The 19370-nt window shown below is 64.0% G+C and carries 15 protein-coding genes and 1 pseudogene; 5 read left to right on the top strand and 11 right to left on the bottom strand.

The genetic code is table 11. From position 1 onward, the window contains the following. Window positions 1-10 precede the first annotated feature (10 nt). Both ACF8MI_RS18865 and ACF8MI_RS18860 read left to right on the top strand, forming a co-directional pair. Complete coding sequence (locus ACF8MI_RS18865; RefSeq protein ID WP_060498820.1) at window positions 11-1108, top strand: efflux RND transporter periplasmic adaptor subunit; 1098 nt, start codon at window positions 11-13, stop codon at window positions 1106-1108. Then, window positions 1105-4188 carry a MexW/MexI family multidrug efflux RND transporter permease subunit gene (locus tag ACF8MI_RS18860; RefSeq protein WP_200929199.1) on the top strand — a complete coding sequence of 1028 codons (3084 nt, stop codon included), beginning with the start codon at window positions 1105-1107 and terminating at the stop codon, window positions 4186-4188. The genes ACF8MI_RS18865 and ACF8MI_RS18860 overlap by 4 nt, the downstream gene beginning before the upstream one ends. A 22-nt stretch (window positions 4189-4210) precedes the next feature. Here ACF8MI_RS18860 and ACF8MI_RS18855 read toward each other — a convergent pair whose 3' ends face one another. The 6 genes from ACF8MI_RS18855 to ACF8MI_RS18830 all read right to left on the bottom strand — a co-directional run bounded on the left by ACF8MI_RS18855 (window position 4211) and on the right by ACF8MI_RS18830 (window position 10704). Next, a complete protein-coding gene (locus ACF8MI_RS18855) occupies window positions 4211-4948 on the bottom strand; it encodes a GntR family transcriptional regulator (protein ID WP_060498822.1) in 738 nt (245 codons plus the stop codon). A 50-nt stretch (window positions 4949-4998) separates the two neighbouring features. Continuing rightward, window positions 4999-6513: a DHA2 family efflux MFS transporter permease subunit gene (locus tag ACF8MI_RS18850; protein WP_200929200.1), complete on the bottom strand. Its 1515-nt coding sequence runs from the start codon at window positions 6511-6513 to the stop codon at window positions 4999-5001. Then, a complete protein-coding gene (locus ACF8MI_RS18845) occupies window positions 6503-7645 on the bottom strand; it encodes an HlyD family secretion protein (protein WP_156867065.1) in 1143 nt (380 codons plus the stop codon). Before ACF8MI_RS18845 ends, ACF8MI_RS18850 begins: the two co-directional genes overlap by 11 nt. A 28-nt stretch (window positions 7646-7673) precedes the next feature. Then, entirely contained in the window at window positions 7674-9092 is a 1419-nt protein-coding gene (locus tag ACF8MI_RS18840) for an efflux transporter outer membrane subunit (RefSeq protein WP_200929202.1), read from the bottom strand. Window positions 9093-9196: 104 nt separating this feature from the next. Continuing rightward, window positions 9197-9907 carry a helix-turn-helix transcriptional regulator gene (locus ACF8MI_RS18835; protein WP_060498825.1) on the bottom strand — a complete coding sequence of 237 codons (711 nt, stop codon included), beginning with the start codon at window positions 9905-9907 and terminating at the stop codon, window positions 9197-9199. Window positions 9908-10257: 350 nt separating this feature from the next. Next, a complete protein-coding gene (locus tag ACF8MI_RS18830; RefSeq protein ID WP_156867067.1) occupies window positions 10258-10704 on the bottom strand; it encodes an acetyltransferase in 447 nt (148 codons plus the stop codon). A 261-nt stretch (window positions 10705-10965) separates the two neighbouring features. On the opposite strand from ACF8MI_RS18830, the pseudogene ACF8MI_RS18825 reads away from it, so the two are divergent. Then, window positions 10966-11511, top strand: a pseudogene (locus ACF8MI_RS18825) (LysR family transcriptional regulator); the annotation flags it as partial. A gap of 139 nt (window positions 11512-11650) precedes the next feature. Further along, on the top strand, window positions 11651-12244 hold the full coding sequence (locus tag ACF8MI_RS18820; RefSeq protein ID WP_156867068.1) for a hypothetical protein: 594 nt from the start codon (window positions 11651-11653) through the stop codon (window positions 12242-12244). 192 nt (window positions 12245-12436) lie between these two features. On the opposite strand, the gene ACF8MI_RS18815 is transcribed toward ACF8MI_RS18820, so the two are convergent. From ACF8MI_RS18815 to lysA, 4 genes are all read right to left on the bottom strand, one after another. Further along, the gene (locus ACF8MI_RS18815; protein ID WP_060498828.1) at window positions 12437-14920 is read right to left on the bottom strand and encodes a TonB-dependent receptor; all 2484 of its coding nucleotides are present in this window, start codon (window positions 14918-14920) and stop codon (window positions 12437-12439) included. A gap of 111 nt (window positions 14921-15031) precedes the next feature. Further along, complete coding sequence (locus ACF8MI_RS18810; protein ID WP_200929203.1) at window positions 15032-15967, bottom strand: FecR domain-containing protein; 936 nt, start codon at window positions 15965-15967, stop codon at window positions 15032-15034. 5 nt (window positions 15968-15972) lie between these two features. Then, complete coding sequence (locus ACF8MI_RS18805) at window positions 15973-16473, bottom strand: sigma-70 family RNA polymerase sigma factor (RefSeq protein WP_060498830.1); 501 nt, start codon at window positions 16471-16473, stop codon at window positions 15973-15975. Between the two features lie 116 nt (window positions 16474-16589). After that, window positions 16590-17822, bottom strand: a complete 1233-nt coding sequence (gene lysA, locus ACF8MI_RS18800) for a diaminopimelate decarboxylase (RefSeq protein ID WP_200929204.1) — start codon at window positions 17820-17822, stop codon at window positions 16590-16592. Between the two features lie 124 nt (window positions 17823-17946). Between lysA and ACF8MI_RS18795 the strand changes: the two genes are divergently transcribed. After that, on the top strand, window positions 17947-18852 hold the full coding sequence (locus ACF8MI_RS18795; protein ID WP_164524259.1) for a LysR family transcriptional regulator: 906 nt from the start codon (window positions 17947-17949) through the stop codon (window positions 18850-18852). 113 nt (window positions 18853-18965) lie between these two features. Here ACF8MI_RS18795 and ACF8MI_RS18790 read toward each other — a convergent pair whose 3' ends face one another. Further along, a complete protein-coding gene (locus ACF8MI_RS18790) occupies window positions 18966-19319 on the bottom strand; it encodes a hypothetical protein (protein ID WP_009684028.1) in 354 nt (117 codons plus the stop codon). Window positions 19320-19370: the final 51 nt, after the last annotated feature.

The following is a 19370-nucleotide window of genomic DNA, read 5'->3' as shown; positions in this document are numbered from 1 at the left end:
GGAGCACTGCATGAACAAAAGGACGTTACTGGCCTGTGCCGGCGCTGTGGCAGGTGTGCTGGCGGGCGCCTATGCGCTGGTGGGCAACAGCTCGACGCAGCCCGCTGCCGCCGCATGGCCGGCAACCAAGGTGGCGCTGGCCACGGCCGAGCAGGTGCAGGTGGCGCGGCAGAACTTTGCCTCGGGGGAGCTGGAGGCGGTCAACCAGGTGCAGGTGGCGGCCGAGGTGGCGGGGCGCATTACCGGTATCGCGTTCGAGTCGGGGCAGACCGTCACGGCCGGGCAGGTGCTGGTGCAGCTCAATGACGCCCCGGAGCAGGCACAGCGCGTGCAGTTGCGGGCCAAACTGCGCAACGCCGAAGTGGTGTTGCAGCGCAGCCGCAAACTGCTGGCAATGCATGCCGTTTCGCAGGAGCTGTTCGATAACGCCGCCACTGCCGTGGATGTGGCCAGCGGCGAGTTGCAGCACGTCGAGGCGTTGATCGCGCAGAAGGCAATCCGTGCGCCGTTCGCCGGCAAGCTGGGTATTCGCCGGGTGCATCAGGGCCAATACCTGGGCGCTGGCGAGACCATCGTCAGCCTGGCAGATACCCGCCTGTTGCACGTCAACTTTTCCCTGGGCGAGCAGGCCGCGCCCGAGGTGCAGGTGGGGCAGGTGCTGGCACTGGGTGTGGATGCCGTGCGCGGCCAAGGCTTTCAGGCCCAGGTAGTGGCGGTCGACCCGGTTGTCAGCAAGGCGCGCCTGGTGCAGGTGCAGGCCGCCTTGGCGAACCCGGACGGGCAGTTGCAACCGGGCATGTACGCCAGCGTGCGCCTGGACGCGGCGCAGCCATCGACCGTGCTGGCCGTGCCGGAAACCGCAATTACCTACACCGCCTATGGGCAGACGGTGTTCGTCGCCACCCGGGACGCGGAACACGGCACCCGTGTGAAACGGGTGCAGGTCACCACCGGTGAGCGCTGGCAGGGGCGGGTGGAGGTGACCTCTGGTCTTGCGCCGGGTGATCAGGTGGTGGTCTCTGGCCAGCTGAAACTGAACGATGGCATGTCTGTCGAGCCGGTGGCCCAGGACAGCCTGCAGGCCAGCCAGGGAGGGCGGCAATCGTGAAGTTCACTGACGTCTTCGTGCGCCGCCCGGTGCTGGCGCTGGTGGTCAGCAGCCTGATCATCCTGCTGGGGCTGTTTGCCATGGGCAAACTGCCGATCCGCCAGTACCCGTTGCTGGAAAGCTCGACTATCACCATCAGCACCGAGTACCCCGGGGCCTCTGCCGAGCTGATGCAAGGCTTCGTGACCCAACCGATTACCCAGGCGGTGTCATCGGTGGAGGGCATCGACTACCTGTCCTCGTCCTCGCAGCAGGGACGCAGCCTGATTACCCTGCGCATGGTGCTGAACCGCGACTCGACCCAGGCACTGGCCGAGACCATGGCCAAGGTCAACCAGGTGCGCTATCGCCTGCCGGAAAAAGCCTACGACCCGGTGGTGGAGCTGTCGGCAGGTGACTCCACTGCCGTCGCCTACGTAGGCTTTGCCAGCGATACCTTGTCGATACCCGAGCTGAGCGATTACCTGTCGCGGGTGGTGGAACCGCAGTTCTCCGGCATCGACGGCGTGGCGAAGGTGCAGTCGTTCGGCGGGCAGCGCCTGGCGATGCGCCTGTGGCTGGACAGCGAGCGCATGGCCGGGCGCGGGGTGACGGCAGCCGATGTGGCGCAGGCAGTGCGTGCCAACAACTACCAGGCAACGCCCGGCCAGGTGCGCGGCCAGTACGTGCTGGCCGACATCCAGGTGGACACCGACCTCACCCGGGTCGAGGACTTTCGCGAGCTGATCATCCGTAACGCGGGCACCGACCTGGTACGCCTGCGCGATGTCGGCACCGTCGAGCTGAGTGCGGCGGCCACCCAGACCAGTGCCACCATGGATGGCAAACCGGCCGTGCACCTGGGCTTGTTCCCCACGCCAACCGGCAACCCGCTGGTGATTGTCGAGGGCATTCGCCAGCTGCTGCCGCAGATTCAGCAGACCCTGCCACCGGGTGTGCATGTGGCGTTGGCCTACGAGACCGCACGCTTCATCGACGCCTCCATCCACGAGGTGCTGCGCACCCTGGTAGAAGCGATGCTGATCGTGGTGCTGGTGATCTGGCTGTGCCTGGGTTCGCTGCGCAGTGTGTTGATTGCGGTGGTGGCCATCCCGTTGTCGATGCTCGGCGCTGCGGGCCTGATGCTGCTGTTCGGCTTCAGCCTCAACCTGCTGACCTTGCTGGCGATGGTATTGGCCATCGGCCTGGTGGTGGATGATGCCATCGTGGTGGTGGAGAACGTGCACCGCCATATCGAGGAGGGCAAGTCGCCGGTTGCTGCGGCATTGGCCGGGGCACGGGAAATTGCCGGGCCGGTGATTGCCATGACCCTCACACTGGCGGCGGTTTATGCACCCATCGGGCTGATGGGCGGGCTGACCGGCACGCTGTTCCGCGAGTTCGCCCTGACCCTGGCGGGGGCGGTGATCGTGTCTGGCGTGGTAGCGCTTACCTTGTCGCCGGTGATGAGCTCGCTGCTGCTGCAACCCGGTCAGCAGCACGGCGCAATGGCCAACCTGGCGGACCGGTTGTTCGGGGCGCTGACCGGGGCTTACGGGCGGGTGCTGGCTTACACCCTGTCTCATCGCTGGATCAGTGGCGGCGTGGCACTGCTGGTGTGCCTGAGCCTGCCCTGGCTGTACCTGCTGCCACAGCGCGAACTGGCACCCCCCGAGGACCAGGCGGCGGTGCTTACGGCCATCAAGTCGCCGCAGCATGCCAGCCTGGAGTATGCGGAACGCTTTGCGCTGAAGCTCGACCAGGTGATGAAGTCCATTGCCGAAACCACCGACACCTGGATCATCAACGGCACCGACGGCCCGGCCGCCAGTTTCGGCGGCATCAACCTCAGTGCCTGGCAGGCTCGCGAGCGCTCTGCTGGACAGGTGCAGGCGCAGCTTCAACAGGCAGTTGCGGACATCGAAGGCAGCAGCATTTTCGCCTTCCAGGTGGCCTCGCTACCGGGTTCCAGCGGAGGCTTGCCGGTGCAGATGGTGCTGCGCAGTGCCCATGACTACCCCGAGCTCTATCAGACCATGGAAGCCCTCAAGCAGCGTGCCCGCGACAGTGGTTTGTTCGCCGTGGTGGACAGTGACCTGGACTACAACAACCCGGTGGTGAAGGTGCGCATCGACCGGGCCAAGGCAGCCAGCCTGGGCATCAGCATGCAGGCCATCGGCGAGTCGCTGGGTGTGCTGGTGGGCGAGCAGTACCTCAATCGCTTCGCCCTGTTCGGGCGCTCCTACGACGTGATTCCGCAGAGCATTCAGGACCAGCGCCTGACGCCTGCGGCGCTCAACCGCCAGTATGTGCGCGCCGAGGACAACAGCCTGGTGCCGCTGGCCACGGTGGTGCACCTGAATATCGAGGTTGCGCCTAATCGCCTGCTACAATTCGATCAGCAGAATGCCAGCACCTTGCAGGCGATACCGGCGCCGGGTGTGTCGATGGGCAATGCCGTGGCATTGCTTGAGCAACTGGCCAGTGAGTTGCCGCCTGGCTTCAACCACGACTGGCAATCGGAATCACGTCAGTACGTGCAGGAGGGCTTTGCCCTGATGTGGGCGTTTCTTGCCGCGTTGGTGGTGATCTATCTGGTGCTGGCGGCGCAGTACGAAAGCCTGGTGGATCCGCTGATCATCCTGGTGACCGTGCCGCTGTCGATCTGCGGTGCACTGCTGCCGCTGGCGCTGGGCTGGGCCACGTTGAACATCTACACGCAGATCGGACTGGTGACGTTGATTGGCCTCATCAGCAAGCACGGCATCCTGATGGTGGAGTTCGCCAACGAGATCCAGGTGCGCGACAACCTTGATCGTGCGGCGGCTATCGTCCGTGCTGCGCAGATACGTTTGCGGCCTGTGCTGATGACCACGGCGGCGATGACATTTGGCGTGCTTCCGCTGCTGTTCGCCAGTGGTGCCGGGGCCAACAGCCGCTTCGGGCTGGGGGTGGTGATTGTGTGCGGGATGCTGGTGGGCACCTTGTTCACGTTGTTCGTGCTGCCGACGGTGTATGGGTGGCTGGCGCGGGATCATCGGGTGGTGTCGGTGCGCAGCAAGCAATTGATCGAGGCCGAACAGCAATTGCGGCCCCTCTAGGAGCGGCCTTGTGTGCCTGAGATCAGACAGGCGAGCGATCCCGGCGCATCTGGGTGACCAGTGTAAAGCGGTCATCCGGATGCACCGTCTCGGAAACCGCCATCAAATCGCCGTTTTCCTCGCGGTAATGGCGAATGATCTTCAACCCCGGTGAACCCGCCTCGGCCTTCAGCGCCCGGGCCATTTCCGCTGTCAGCAACACCGCCCGCACTTGCTGGTCGACCACCGCGATCGCCCGGCCATAGTGCTGTTCGATCAACCCGGCAATCAGCTGGTCGGGGTGTTCGCGGGCCAGTTCGATGACCTCGGCATAGTCGCGCTGCGCATACACGTCGGTCCAGCAAAGGGGCGCCGCATTGTGCAGGCGGTCGACGCGGATACTGGACACGCAGAAGTAGTGCTCACCCGGTACCAGCCCCAGCCGCGCCGCTTCGCTCAAATCGGCAACGAAGTGCCGCACGTCCTGAATTTCCCGCTGCTGGGTTTCGGCCAGGTGCGCAAGGTCGGCCACGCTGGCCAGCGATTGCGAGTAGCCACCGCGCGGGCTGCTGGCCTCCACCCGGGTACCCACGCGCTTGCGCCGCGATACCAGCCCCTGGTTGAGCAACTGGTTGATGGCCGCGCGCACCGTGTGCCGGCTCACATCGTAAAGGTCGCACAGCTCGAACTCGGTCGGCAGCAGGCTGCCCACCGGGTAACGGCCGCTGGCGATGCCTTCCATCAAGTCCTTTGCCACGGTGGTGTAGCGCGTCGGGTTCATACGGTTGGTCTGTCGGGCACAGTGTGTGGAGGCACAGTGTACCAGCCCCCTCACGCGGCCCGCTGGGCGCGCAGCAGCAACGCCGCCACCGCACAGCCCAGCAATGCCAGGCACGCAAGGTAGAACGCATCGCTGTAGGCCATCAGGTACGCCTCTCGCCGAACAGTGGCTGCCAACCCTTCCAGCACCTGCTGCTGGTGCGGTAGCCAGCTTTGCACTGTCTGGTTGACACGCTCCTGCACCGCGGGCTCGAACACCGTCACCTGTTCGTGAATTCGCTCACTGTGAAAGCGCTCCCGGGTCGCCACCAGTTGCGTCAACCCGGCCGTGCCAATGGCGCCCCCCAGGTTGCGCAGCATGGAGAACACCGCCGAGGCCGAGCCGGCCTCGCGCTTGTCCAGCCCGGCCACCGCCAGCACCGACAACGCCACCATGATGAACGGCTGGCCAATGCCTCGCACCACCGTGGACGGGATGATCACGTTGTCGGCACTGTCGGCGCTCAGGCTCGCCCCCAGCCAGCAACCCAGCGCCATGATCAGAAAGCCACTGGCGACCATGAACTTGGCGCTGGTCCAGCCCATCAGGCGTGGTATCAACGGTGCCAGCAGCAGCTGCACCACACCATAGGCAATCAGCGCCACGCCTACGTCGTGCGCACTGAAACCTTGCAACTGCGACAGGTAGTTGGGCACCAGGAACACCAGGCCGAATGTGGCGGCGCCAAAGATGAACATCGCCACGCTGGCGACACCGAAGTTGTAACGGCCAAGCAGCCGCAGGTTGATGAACGTACGCTGGCCGAACAGTTGGGTCACCACGAACACCACCAGTGCGATACCGGCGAGCACGCTCATGCCGACAATGAATGGCGAGCCAAACCAGTCCAGCCGGCCGCCTTCTTCCAGCACGATCTGCAGGCCGCCCAGGCCGACCACCATGGCCGCGATACCCAGCCAGTCACCCTTGCGCAACAGTTCGAGCCTCATCGGCTTGGCCTCGATCGACCAGGCGATGGCGCACAGCAGCGCAATGCCGGGGAACAGTTGCAGGTAAAAGATCCAGCGCCATGAATACGCATCGGTCAGCCAGCCACCAATCGACGGCCCGGCCGCTTGCGCCACGCTGTTGGCCAGGCTGAACAGCGCCATGCCCATGGCCATCTTGCTGGCCGGCAGTTCGGTGATGATCAACTGGAACGACAGCGGGATCAGCACTGCACCGGCAGCCCCCTGGACTACCCGGATCACGATCATCGCCTCCAGGCTTGGAGCCCAGGAACAGGCCACCGAAGCCACCAGGAAGATGAACGAGCCGGTCCACATGACCCGGCGCAGCGAGAACACCTCCACCAGCCAGGCGGTCAGCGGAATCATCACGATTTCTGCCACCAGGTAGGCGGTGGAAATCCACGAGCCTTCCTCGAAGCTGGCGCCCAGCGAGCCGCGGATTTCCGGCAGGGCAGCGCTGGTGACGTGCACGTTCATGCCGGCCATGAAGCAGCCGAACAGGCCACCCAGCACTGCCACCCAGGCACGCAGCGATACAGGTTGCTCAGTGCGCATCGATAACCTCTGCGGGGCGGGTGTCGACGGTGGTGACCACCGACATGCCGGGCAGCACTTGTGGGCCATCCAGCGGTTTGTCGAGCAGGATGCGCACCGGGAAGCGCTGGACGATCTTGGTGAAGTTGCCGGTGGCATTGTCGGACGGCAGGAGGGCGAAGACATTGCCGGAGGCTGGCGAGAAACTGGCCACATGACCGTGCAGTGGCTGGCTGGCGAAGGTGTCTACGCGTATTTCTACCGGTTGCCCAGCGCGCATGTGGGCCAGTTGGGTTTCCTTGTAGTTGGCCACCACATAGGCCTGCTGCAGGGGCACCACGGCCAGCAGTGGCTGGCCCGGCACCACATACTGGCCGGCGCGCACGCGGCGCTGGCCAACCACACCGTCGATGGGCGCGCGGAGCATGGTGTCCTGCTCATCCTGTTCGGCCAGTCGCTGGCGGGCCAGCGCGTGGGCCAGCGCTGCTTCTTTCTGTTTCAACGTGGCGTCGGCCTGGGCGGATCGTGCCTTGGCCATGGCCAACTGCGCGCGCTGTTCGCGCAATGCGGCCTGCGCGCCCTGCAGTGCGGCCTGGGCCTGCGAGGCAGCGGCACTGGCGCTTTCCAGGCGCTGTACCGTTGCGGCATCGTCACGCACCAGGCCACGGTAGCGTTGCATGTCCAGCTCGCTGCGCCGATGTTCGGCTGCAGCGCCCTGCACGGCGGCTTCTGCCTGCAGGATGGCTTGCTGCTGTTGGTTGATGCGCTCGGCCGCCACCTGCTGGCTGGCCTGGGTGGCGGTCAGCGCCGCCTGGGCTTCGGCCACGCCGGCCTGGGCCTGGTCGAGGCGGGCCTGATAGTCGCGGGCTTGCAGGCGTACCAGTACATCGCCGGCTTTTACCGGTTGGTCGTCATCGACCTCGACCTTGGCCACGTAGCCGGCCACACGAGGGCTCATGGCCACCCAGTCGGCACGGATGTAGGCGTCGTCGGTGGTTTCCAGGTAGCGGCCGGTGGTGAGCCAGTAGCTGGTGAAGGCCAACAGGGCGATGGCTGCCAGGCTGCCACCTGCGATGTATGCCAGACGGCGAGATACGGCCATGCCCTTTTGCTCAACGGCGGTTGACGCGGTTTGTTCTACAGCAACATTCATGATCTCTATCCATTCTTGATGTTTGGAACTACCACCGCCCGCCCAAAGCGCGAAACAGGTTGACCTGTGCTTGTGCCAGGCGCCCTTGGGCCTGGACATGGCTACCCCGCAAGCGGATCAGTTCACGCTCGCTGTCGAGCAACGCCAACCCGTCCACGGTGCCGGCCCGGTAGTTGCTTTGGGCCAGGGCAAAGCCGCGCTGGCTGTGCGCCAGGGCCGCGTCCAGTGCCTGCAACCGCTGTCGCTCGCCGTCGTAACGAGCCAGCGTCTGGCGCACGTCTTTCAGTGCCCGCAACGCCACACCTTGGTAATGGGCCACCTGCGCTTGCTGCAATGCTTCGGCTTTGCCGACCCGAGCGCGGTTGGCTTTGACGTTGGGGAACTCCCAGCGGATCAGCGGGCCGATGCCGAACATCACCGCACGGCTGTCGCCCAGGTTGGCAAGGTGGTGGTCCGAGGACGTCAGCGATGCGCCGAAGCTGACCTTCGGGTACAGGTCGGCCCGGACGATTTCGGTCTCGAGCGTGGCAGCTTGCAGTTCCCGTTCGGCCTGGCGTACATCCGGGCGGCGTGCGAGTAACTGCCAGCCGTCGCCAACCGGCAAGGGCGCCGACAGCGAAGGGATGGACGTGCAGGTGCTGGCCTCGGCCAAAGAGGCCTGGCCGCTGAGCATGCCCAGCTCGTACAGCGCCATCTGCCGTCGGGCCTCCAGCATCGGCAACCGCGCCCGCATCTGTTCGCGCAGGCCCAGCAGGCGTTCGCTGTCCAGGGCCGTGGCAACGCCGGCCTGGTGCTGGCGCTCGCTGAGGTGCACGCTGTGGTCGAGGGTTTGCAGCGACTGGCGGGCTTCGTCCAGGCGAGCCGTGTAGATGCACTGGTCGATATAGGCCCGGCTGGTCTGGGCCACCACCTGCAGGCGCACCAGGTCCAGCGCGGCCTGGGTGGCTTCAGCCTGCACCTGTGCACGCGCAATGGCGGCGCGTACCTGGCCCCAGACGTCCACCTGGTACGCCAACTCGATGCCCGGGTTGAATTGCCATTGTGATGGCGCGTGGCTGTCAGTCGCTTCGGCCAGGGTCTGGTCATCGGCGCTCTTGCCGTACGTCGCGGCAAGGCCCACGGAGGTGGACGGCCAGCGCCTGGCATCGAATTCCCCTATGCCCGCCAGCATGGCCTGCACATTCGCTTCGGCCTGCTTCAGGTCCTGATTGTGCGCCAGGGCTTGCTGCACCCAGTGGTTGAGCTGTGGGTCCCGGAACAGTGCCCACCAGCGCTCCGGCAGAGGTTGCTTGCGGGTGCCAGCCGGCAGGCTGGCCAGCGGGTCCGCTTGCAGTGCGGTGGGTGGCTCGGCCGGTGTGGGGTGCCGGGCGCAAGCCGCCAGCACGCTCAGCATGCCGATGGCGGCGCCAAGCCGGGCAGGAAAAGGGAATGATTGCAGTAGAGGCATCACACACGTCGCTTCAGGGGTGGTGATGCGAGGTTAACGATGGCGAGCCAGGCCTCGCTGCCGCAAGCAGGACAACCCTGCGCGTAAGTGGGACAACCTGTCAGTCAGTACCCGCGCGCGCAGCCGTTCTGCCAGTCGCTGGGGGCGTAGCCGAGGATGCGCTTGAACATGGCGGCAAAGGCGCTGGCGCTCTGGTAGCCATGTTCCAGTGCCACATTCAGGATGGGCTGGCCGTTGGCCAGGCACTGCTGGCTGAGCATCACCCGGGCCCGGGCGCGCCATTCGCCATACGACATGCCCACCTCGCGCTGGAACAGCCGCGCCACGCTGCGGGCACTCATGTTCAGCTGTGCGCCGCATTGTTCCAGGGTCAGGTCCTGAGCCGGGTCCTGCAAGAAGCGCTCGCACCAGGCACGCAAACGCGCCTGGTGCGGCAGTGGCACAAAGGCATCGATGCGCCTGGCAGTGGCCAACTCACACTGAATCAACGCCCGCACGTGTTCGCCGTCTCGCAGGTCGAGCAGGCGCGCTGCAGCCAGGATCAGCTCGTGCAGCAGGCCGGACACAACGATCACCTGGCAATGCGCGACGCGTGCCTCAAGCAACAAGGTGCGCATGCTGACCGCGCCCTCCATGCGAATGGCATGGCTGACTCCGGCGGGCATCCATAACGCGTGCCCGCCGGGGATCACCCAACTACCGCCCTCGCTGCTGACCCGCATCACACCGCTGGCGGCGTAGATCAGCTGGTCTTCGGCGTGGCAGTGGCTGGCGACTTCATCGCCGTGCCGGTAATCCATTCCCAGTGCTTGCATGTGGGCATCCTCGATAGTGGATCCGAGTATACGGTGGTTGAGCGATGCTCGATTGCTAAGGGTTGCCGCACATTGGAATTAGATTGTTCTTATGTTGCTATTTTTGCGTTAAATAAGACATAAAATTGCTGAAGCGTAGGGAGATGCGAGTTTTCGTATCAGCGAGTCCGACGTATGTGATGCGGCGGCATCGCGCACGCGCCGCCGAATACTTCACAGCGTTGGCCAGGGCATTGATGAACGAAATAGAACTGACCCGCTAAACGGCTTCTCTCATGGCCGCAACCTTGCCGGGGCCGCATGGCGGCCCTTTTGCGACACAAGGGGCCGCCCCTTGCAATGTATGCCTCTCAATCACTCCCTAGGGGCAAGCTCATATGCAGCAAGGGAAATGGCCGGCCCTCGCCATCCAGCGGCGAACGGCCTGTCTGGATGAAACCGTAATGCCGGTAGAAGCCCACAGCCTGCGGGTTTTGCTCGTTGACGTCGACACTCATTGAATGGCGCGATTGGCGGCCGAAGTCCAGCAGCGCGCGGCCAATGCCTTGCCCATGAAGGTCGGGGTCGACGAACAGCATTTCCACATGCTGCTCGTTGAAGCCGATGAAGCCCAGCGGCTGGTCATCCGTGTCGACTGCTACCCACAGCTCGACGGCCGGGAAGTAGATATCGCGCAGCTGTGGCAGCAACGCGTCGATGTCGGCGGGTTGCAGAAAACGGTGTGTAGCGCGCACGGCGCGCAGCCAGATGTCGAGCAGCTGCGGGTAGTCGGCAGCATTTCCTTGGCGAATGATCATGAGGTCATCCTGAGTGGATTGATGGCGGGTGGGCGCACCGGTGATTGGCGGCCATGCAAGGGTCGGCATCATGAATGACCGCTTCGCGAATCAACGCCTGGGCGGTGCACGGCAGGGGAGGCCGGAAGGGAAGTGAGGAGGGTACCCGGATTGGGTTGTCTGAGCCAGCACCGGGGATACAAGTCTGCACCTTTGACTCGGTCAGGATTACTGTCAATGCTGCAATTGACCCGCAAAACAAGCATGGCCCCGGGAGCGCCAATGAACCGAAACGAACTGCGCAAAGCCGATATCAACCTGATGGTGGTGTTCGAAGCCCTGATGCAAGAGCGCAACCTCACCCGTGCGGCAGAAAAACTGTTCATCGCCCAACCCACGGTCAGCGCCGCGCTGGCCAGGTTGCGGGCGATGTTCAACGACCCGTTGCTGCTCCGTGTGGGTAACCGCATGGAACCGTCGGCCAGGGCCGAAGAGGTGATCAAGTACCTCACCCCGGCGCTGGATGCGATGTCCATCGCCCTCAGTCTGTCCCATGACTTCGACCCGGCAACCAGCAACATGACGTTCCGCATCGGTTTGTCCGATGACGTGGAGTCGGGCTTGCTGCCGCCACTGCTGCGGGCCCTGCGGGTGGAGGCGCCGAACGTGGTGGTGGTTGTGCAGCATGTGGATTACTGGCGCATACCGGATTTGCTGGCAGCAGGCGATGTGACGGTTGGCATCAGCCAGACCAGAGGGCTGCCAGCCAACGCCAAGCGCAAGGTGCTGCGCACCCTGCAGGGCAGGGTAGTGCGGGCCGACAAGTCAGCCCCCAGCCATGCCAAGCCACGCGTGCGGGTTGGCCTGGAACAGGTGGCATATGCTCGGTAACCTGCGCCTCGACCGGGAAACCGAACGTGGTGAAGCGAAAGCGTGCGCCGTTGCTCAGGTACGGGCCGGAGCCATCATGAAAACGGATGTCCGCTGCATTGCGGTAGTACGTTGGCAACGCCCGCGTGTCATCCAGTTGTTGCCAGACGGCTTCGGCAGTGAGGCCGGCGATGATGATTTTGTTCGAGGCAAAGTTCTCGGTGGTGCCGGGCACGATGAGCAGTACGTCTGCGCCATGCGCGTTGGGCGCCCAGCCACCGGGTACCTGGACCTCGACACCTTCTGTACGCTGGCGCACGCAATCGTCTCGCTGGGCAGCGGTGCCTTTCACGGTGTCAGCGATGAAGCGCTGGCGCGTATCGGCAGGGCGCGGCGGGTATGCCTGTCGGTGCCGAGCTTTCTGATGCTGCTGGAGGTGTTGCGCAGCAGTTCAGTGGGTGCGCAAGTTGCTTTCGAGCGTTTCGCACAAGTGAGCCAAGGCTCGCTGAAAGACCGGGTGGCAATCTTTGTAAGGCAGTTCGTCGAGGTGTGCATGTACAACCGCGCCGGTTGCAGCTGCGCTTCCATCACCTGCTGCGTGCGCGCCATGAGAATGCCCAGCTCGGCTTGGGCCTCTACGGGCAAGGCGGCCAGTGAGTTGAACGGCGCCCGTGCGCTGAGTATCAGGTAGCCGGGCAGTGCGCTGTTCATGCGGTGGTTCAGCACCCAGTGCACGGTTTCGTGGATGATGAAGCGGGAGGGGATGTCCAACTTCGCCTGCATTTCACGCCTTTCTGAAAATGCGGTGATGTTGATTTTGGCTGGTGTTTCACCGCCCTGCGGTCGGGCCGCAGAGCGGCCCGACCGCACGTTGTGAAGTACTTCAGAACGCCCCTTGCAAGGTCACCATGAAGTTGCGCGGTTCGCCATAGAAGTTGCCCCAGGCCGGCGCACCGATGGTGGCGTAGTACTTCTTGTCGAACAGGTTGTTGCCGTTGAGCGCAACAGTCCAGTTCGGGTCGACGCGGTACTGCACGCGGCCGTTCCACACGGTGTAGCCGGCCTGCTCGACACGGGTAGTGCCTGTAGTGCGGAAGTTTTCGCTCTGGCTGTTCAGGCCGGCGCCGACGGTGAAACGCTCCAGTGCACCGCCCAGTTGGTAGTCACCCCACACCTTGAGCATGTGCCGCGGGATGAAGCTGGAGGTGAAGGTCAGCTCGGTCGGGTCGGTGTCTTCGATGGTATTCAGGTACTTGGTCTGGGTGTAGGTGTAGCCCGCCAGCAATTGCAAGCGCTCGAGTGGCGAGCCGCTGATCTCTGCTTCGAAACCCTGGGCACGCACCTTTCCGCTGTCGGTGTAGCAGTAGCCGTCGCCTGAAGGGCAGGCTTCGTTGTAGTCGCTTTCTGCGCGGTGCTTCTCGACAGTGCGGAACAGGTTGAACGAGGTGTTCAGCGCGCCATTGAGCAGCTCGCCTTTGATGCCAACCTCGTAGTTGGCACCGGTCTTGGGCTGAAGCGACTGCCGCTCGGCATTCACCTTGTCGCTTTGCGGCTGGAAGATGTCGGCGTAGCTGGCGTAGGCGGTCCACTGGTCGTTCAGGTCATACAGCACGGCGGCGAACGGCGTGACCTGGCCGTTTTCCTGGCTGCGATTGTTTACCCAGTACTCATAGCGCTGGGTGTAAGCATCGCTCTTGTTGCGGTACCAGCTGACGCGGGTGCCCAGTACCAGGGTCAGTGGTTCTGCCAGCTTCAGGCGCAGGTTGGCGTAGGTGCCATATTGGGTCGTGGTGGAGTCGGTGGGAATGCTACCGCCTCGCAGGGGGAGGACCAGATAGTCGTCCTTGGACGGGTGCGGGAAGTCCGCCGACGGGGCGAACGGGTTCTGGCTACCGCTCAACCCCATCAGCGCGAAGTAGTCATGGGTTTTCTGCCGGCTGGCGTTGGCACCGATGATCAGCTCGTGCTGCAGGCCGAAGGCTTCGAACTTGCCATCGACGTAGCTATCGAAGCCATAGTCGTCCTGGTCGTAGTCGAAACGGCCGGCATAGCGGCCGATGCTGGCGCTGGTGGCGCCGACCGGTACCGAACCTTCGGAATAGCCATATTCGATGTTCTGGTTGTTGTGGGTGTAGACCGAGGCGAAGTTCAGCGTCCAGTCATCGTTGAAACGGTGCTTGAGGTCGGCAAAGCCGGTAATGCGCTGGCTTTGCAGGTCGTTCCAGCTAGCGCCCAGGCAGGTGGAGCGAGACAGCTTCAGGTCGCTGCCATCGGCATAGCGTGGCAGGCCGTGGTAGCACGGGGTGGCATCCACATCCTCGTAGGCCAGGCCGAAGCCCAGGGTAGTGTCGGGGCTGACATCCCAGTCGATGGCGCCGTACAGAATCTGGTCCTGGCGCTTGGCAATGTCATAGAAGTACTGACGGTCCTGCAGCGCTGCCACGGCCCGACCACGCACCGTGCCGGACTCGTTGAGCGGGCCGCCCACATCCACCTGGCCGCGGTAGTTGTCCCAGCTGCCGGCAGACAGGGTGACGGTGGTGGCGGCCTTTTCCTGGCCACGCTTGCGCACGAAGTTGACGCCGCCGGCGGAGGAGCCGGAGCCCTTCATCATGCCGGCTGCGCCCTTCAGGATTTCGACACGGTCGTAGAACGCCATGTCGCTGGAAAAGCTGTTGGCCTGCACGTAGTTGCCACCCACGTCCAGCGGCACGCCGTCGTACTGGTACTGGCCGTCCAGGTTGAAGCCGCGGGAATAGAAATACTTGCCGCCCATGGGCGAGTCGTACACGGTGATGCCCGGGGTCTTGTCCAGCACCTGTTCCAGGGTGTTGAGGTTCTGGTCGTCGAGCATCTTGCGGGTCATCACGGTGACCGACTGCGGGGTTTCCTTCAGCGTGTGCACACCCTTGCCGATGGTCACGGCGCGGGCGGTGTAAGACTCAGTGCCTTCGCTGGTCGCATCCAGCCGGTTGGCATCGATGTTCAGTGGCCCCAGTTCCATCACCGAACCGTTGTCTGAAGGCACCAGCACATAGCCGCCATTACCCTGGCGTTGTGCCTGCAAGCCACTGTTGTTCAGCAGCCGCACCAGCGCTTCCTCGATGCTGTAGCTGCCTTCCAGGCCTGCGCTGTTCAGGTTGCGCGTTTGTTCGGTGTCGAACGAAATGGTGACGCCCGCCTGCACGCCAAACTGGGTGATGGCGTTGCCCAGAGGGCCTGCGGCAACATGGTAGGCGGTCTGACTCTGGGCCATTGCCTGGGCAGGCATCAGCAGCAGGCCTGGCGCGCTGGCCAGGGACATGCCGAACAGCACCAGGCGCACGGCCTGGCTCAGCGTGGTAGGGGTGGGGTGCAGGTGAGGCATTGGGTGATCCTTCCGTGTCATGGCAGAAAGTCGCTGTCGTCGCGGCTTTTGTCAGGGACGGACGAGAATAAAAATCAGCAAGATTTGAGCGAAAGTTTTTTCACCAGCCGTTCAGGCAGGCTCCACATTCACCCAGTAGCGGCTGAGGTAGCGCACCCTTACAGGCAGGGTTTTCGGCAGGTTGGCCAGCGCAATATCGGTATTGTCGACACGGAATGCGCCGGAAATGCTCATGGCCCGGATTGATGAGGCGCAGCGCAGCACGCCCGGCCGATAGCGGCCCAGCTCTTCGATGAAGTCGCCCAGGCGCCAGTCGTTCACGCTCAGCATGCCCTGTAGCCAGGCCGTGGAGTCGGCGGGCAGGGCATGGGCAAGGGTGAAGTCTTGCTGGTCAAAGCGCGTTTGCTGCCCGGCCTGCACGTGCAGCACCCGGTCAGGATGGCGCTGCGGGCGTACATCGACGCTGGCCTGCAACACGCCCACGCGTGTCTGCTGTGCCAGTTTGCGAACGCTGAACTCGGTACTGCGGGCCAGCACGCTGCCGTCGTCGGTGTGCACGATGAACGGGCGCTGCTGAATGTCGCTGGCCGGGCGCACGAGGATCTCCCCCTGGTACAGCTGGATTGCCCGCACTTTCCTGTCAAAGCGCACATCCAGCGCGGTACCCACGTTCAGTTCCAGCTGCGAGCCATCCGCCAGCTCTACAGCGCGCCGCTCGCCGGTACCGGTACGTTGTTGCGCCATCAAGGCGCGATAGGGCACCTGCCCTGTTGCCAGCCAGCCACCGCCGCCCATGGCCAGCAGCAGGCTCAGCACTTTCAGCACATCGCGCCGCTGCGTCTGCGCCGCGCCCAGGCTGGACAGCGCCGCGTGTGGCGGCACCATGGCCCATTGTTGCTGAAGTTTTTCAACGCGCGCCCAGGCAGCGGCATGCTGAGGGCTGGCCTTTAGCCACTGGCGCCAGGCGTGGGTGCGGGCTTCATTGCTGTCGCCATCGTTGAGCTGCACGTACCAGGTGGCAGCGGCTTCCAGGGTTTTGACGTCCATGCCGTTCAGCCTTCGACTGCCAGCAGGCAGCGGGTCATGGCCTTGATCAGGTGATTCTTCACCGTGGTGACCGACACACCAAAGCGCTCGGCCGCAGCCCCATAGGTCAGGCCTTCCAGTTGCACGGCGAGAAAGATGGCACGGGTCTTGGGGCCGAGTTCGTCGAGCAGGCTGTCCACGGCCATCAGCATTTCGATGATCGACAGGCGAACCTCTGGTGATACCTCCACCGGCTCCGGTCGCAGGGCCAGGGCTTGCAGGTAGGCTTTTTCGATAGCGCGGCGGCGCACTTTGTCGATCAGGAGGGAGCGGGCGATGGCGCTGAGGTAGCTGCGCGGTTCGCGAATGGGGAGCTGGCTGCGGGCCGTCATCACCCGCAGGAACGTATCGTGCGCCAGGTCGGAGGCATCGGCTGCGTTTCCCAGGCGGGCGCGCAGCCAGCCTTTCAGCCAGCTGTTGTTTTCGCTGTAGAGCTGGTGGAGGGCCTGGTGATCGAGCGTCGACATGGCGTCAAATTCGCAATATGAATATGAATAGGAATTGATCGCATTGTCGCGATGAGCCAAGGTGATTGCAAGGAGGTTTGTCCATTGGGGCTGCGATGCAGCCCCAAGCACTGAGATTAGAACCCCGCCTCCAGGCCCAGCAGGTCCTGCACGGTCTGCCGCCGGCGAATCATGCGCAGCGCCCCTTCCTCGATCAGGAACTCCGGCAGCAGCGGCCGGCTGTTGTAGTTCGACGACATCGACGCCCCATAGGCCCCGGCATCGTGAATCACCAGCAAATCGCCCACCTGCGCCTGGGGCAGGTCCTGTGGGGTCAGCTCCTGGTCGTCCTGGGTGAACACATCCCCCGACTCGCACAGCGGCCCGGCCACCACGGTCGGCTGGCGTGGTCGGTCCACTGGCTGGCCGTTGGCATCGAGCAGGGTCATGCCGTGGTATGCACCGTACATCGCCGGGCGCATTAGGTCGTTGAAGCCGGCGTCGATCATCACGAAGGTATTGCGCCCCACCTGCTTCACGGCGCGCACTTCGGCCACCAGATAGCCGGATTCCGCCACCAGGAAGCGCCCAGGCTCGATCTCCATGCGCACCGGGTGGCCGAGCATCGCTTCGATTTCCTTGCGCGCCACCGCCCAGGTCTGGGCGTAGCGCTGCAGGTCGACCGGTTTGTCAGTGCTGCGGTACGGGGTGGAGAGCCCGCCGCCGATGGAAAACGCCTCGATGTCCACGCCCAGGCGGCCAATCAGCTCGATCATCGAGCGAGCCACCTGCTCCAGGTGCTGGTAGTCCACACCGGAACCAATGTGCATGTGCACGCCCACCAGGTGCAAGCCATGGGCCTTGATGCAGGCCAGTGCCTCCTCCAGCTCTTCGTGCCAGATACCGTGCTTGCTGTTCTCGCCGCCGGTGTTGGTCTTGCGGCTGTGGCCATGGCCAAAGCCCGGATTGATGCGGATCCACACGCGGTGGCCGGGCGAGCGTTCACCCAGTTGGCTCAGCATGTCGATGGAACCCGCGTTCACTTCGATCTTCGAGGCCACCACGCGCTCCAGGGTCGGCCGGTCCAGCGCGTCGCAGGTCAGCACCACGCCGGCAGGGTCGCCGTCCACGCGGGCACCCGCTGCGAAGGCCCGCTCCATCTCACCCAGCGATACGGCGTCCAGCACCAGACCATGGGCGCGCATCAGGCGCAGCACGTGAAGGTTAGGGTTGGCTTTCTGGGCGAAGCGTACGGTGTCGAACACCTTCAACTGCTCGACACGTTCGGCGATGGTGCTGGCGTCGTACGCCCACAGCGGCGAGCCGTGCTGGCGGACAGCTTCGGCCAGGAGGGAGAAAGGTGCGGTCATGGTGGCGCTACTCATAGAAGGATGACCGCGAGGATGAGCCAAACAAGGAATTCAGAAAAATAGCTATTTTTCTGCTAGTCATTCATATCTGATATACCCATTGCTGACTTTGCCGGGTACTGCTGTGAAACTCTCCGTCCGCCATATCGAAGTGTTCCGTGCCATCATGGCCGCTGGCAGTGTGACCGGTGCTGCGCGCCTGCTGTTTACCTCGCAGCCCACTGTCAGCCGCGAGCTGGCGCGGCTGGAGCAGGTGACCGGGCTGAGCCTGTTCGAGCGCGAGGGTGGGCGCCTGGTGGCGACTGCCCAGGCGTTGCTGTTGATCGAAGAGGTCGAGCGCGCCTACGTCGGGCTGGAGCGGATCGACCGTTTTGCCCAGGCCATTCGCAATTTCGAGCAGGGGAGGCTGGCCATCACGTGCCTGCCGCTGTTCTCCCAGACGTTGCTGCCCAAGGCTTGCCAGCGTTTCCACCAGCAGCATCGGGGCGTGAGCGTGAGTATCCTGGCGCAGGAATCGCCATTGCTGGAAGAGTCTCTGATCGCCCAACAGCATGACCTTGGCCTGACCGAGGTCGAGCAGATACCGCGCGGTGCCTATGGCGAGCTGCTGTTCAGCGCCAACATGGTGTGCGTGCTGCCCGCGCATCACCCGCTACAGGCAAAAGCCGAGCTGGAACTTGCCGACTTTCATGAGGTGGACTTCATCAACCTGGCCAGCCTGGACACTTACCGGCAGCGCCTGGACCAGTACTTTCGCGCGGCGGGGGTAAACCGCCGCACGGTGATCGAGACCACCAGTGCCGCCTCGGTGTGTGCCATGGTCAGGCAAGGGTTGGGGGTGGCGATCATCAACCCGTTGAGCGGGCTGGAGGCGGCGCAGGGCGGGTTGCCGATCCGCAGGTTGCGGGTGTCGGTGCCGTACCAGGTGATGCTGATACGGCCAGACCACAGGCCGGCTTCGGCGGCGGTGGAGCCGTTTTGCGAGGCGCTGCGGGTGCAGGCCAAAGAGATGCAGCAAGCGTTGGCGTGATCCTTGTGGGAGCGGGCATGCCCGCGAAGCAGGCGACGCGATGGATGGCACCGGCTGTGCCGGTGTTCGCGGGCACGCCCGCTCCCACAGAGACCGCGCTGGTGTTCAGTTAATCACAGCTCGCAGACGAAGGTCCCGGTCCCGGCCAGGATGTTCTCCAGGGTTTCTTTCACTTCATCCAGGTCGCTCAGGTCGCTGGTCAGGTTGATTTCCAGCACCTCATCCCCCTTCAGCGCATCGCGGTCGCCGGCGGCCACTTCAATCAGCAGGCGCTTGGCGCTGAGGGTCACTTTCAGCCCGTCCAGCGTCGATGGTTCGTCATCCAGGGTCAGGTCGACGGTGTCTTCGTCCGGGTAGCGGGTAAGCAGAAACATCTGGCCCTTGTCGCTGTGGCAGCACAGGGTCGCCATGTTGTCTTCCTCGTCATCGCAAGGGGTGGCGAAGAGCAGGGCGGTGTTGATTTGCATGAGCGGGCTCGGATCAAAGTGAATGGAAGGGAATTCTGACAGTCTTGCGTA

This window comes from Pseudomonas sp. yb_9, assembly GCF_043103635.1.
Taxonomy (GTDB): Bacteria; Pseudomonadota; Gammaproteobacteria; order Pseudomonadales; family Pseudomonadaceae; genus Aquipseudomonas; species Aquipseudomonas monteilii.
The sequence above is the reverse complement of the archived record's forward strand: the minus strand, read 5'-3'. Positions and strand labels throughout refer to the sequence as shown.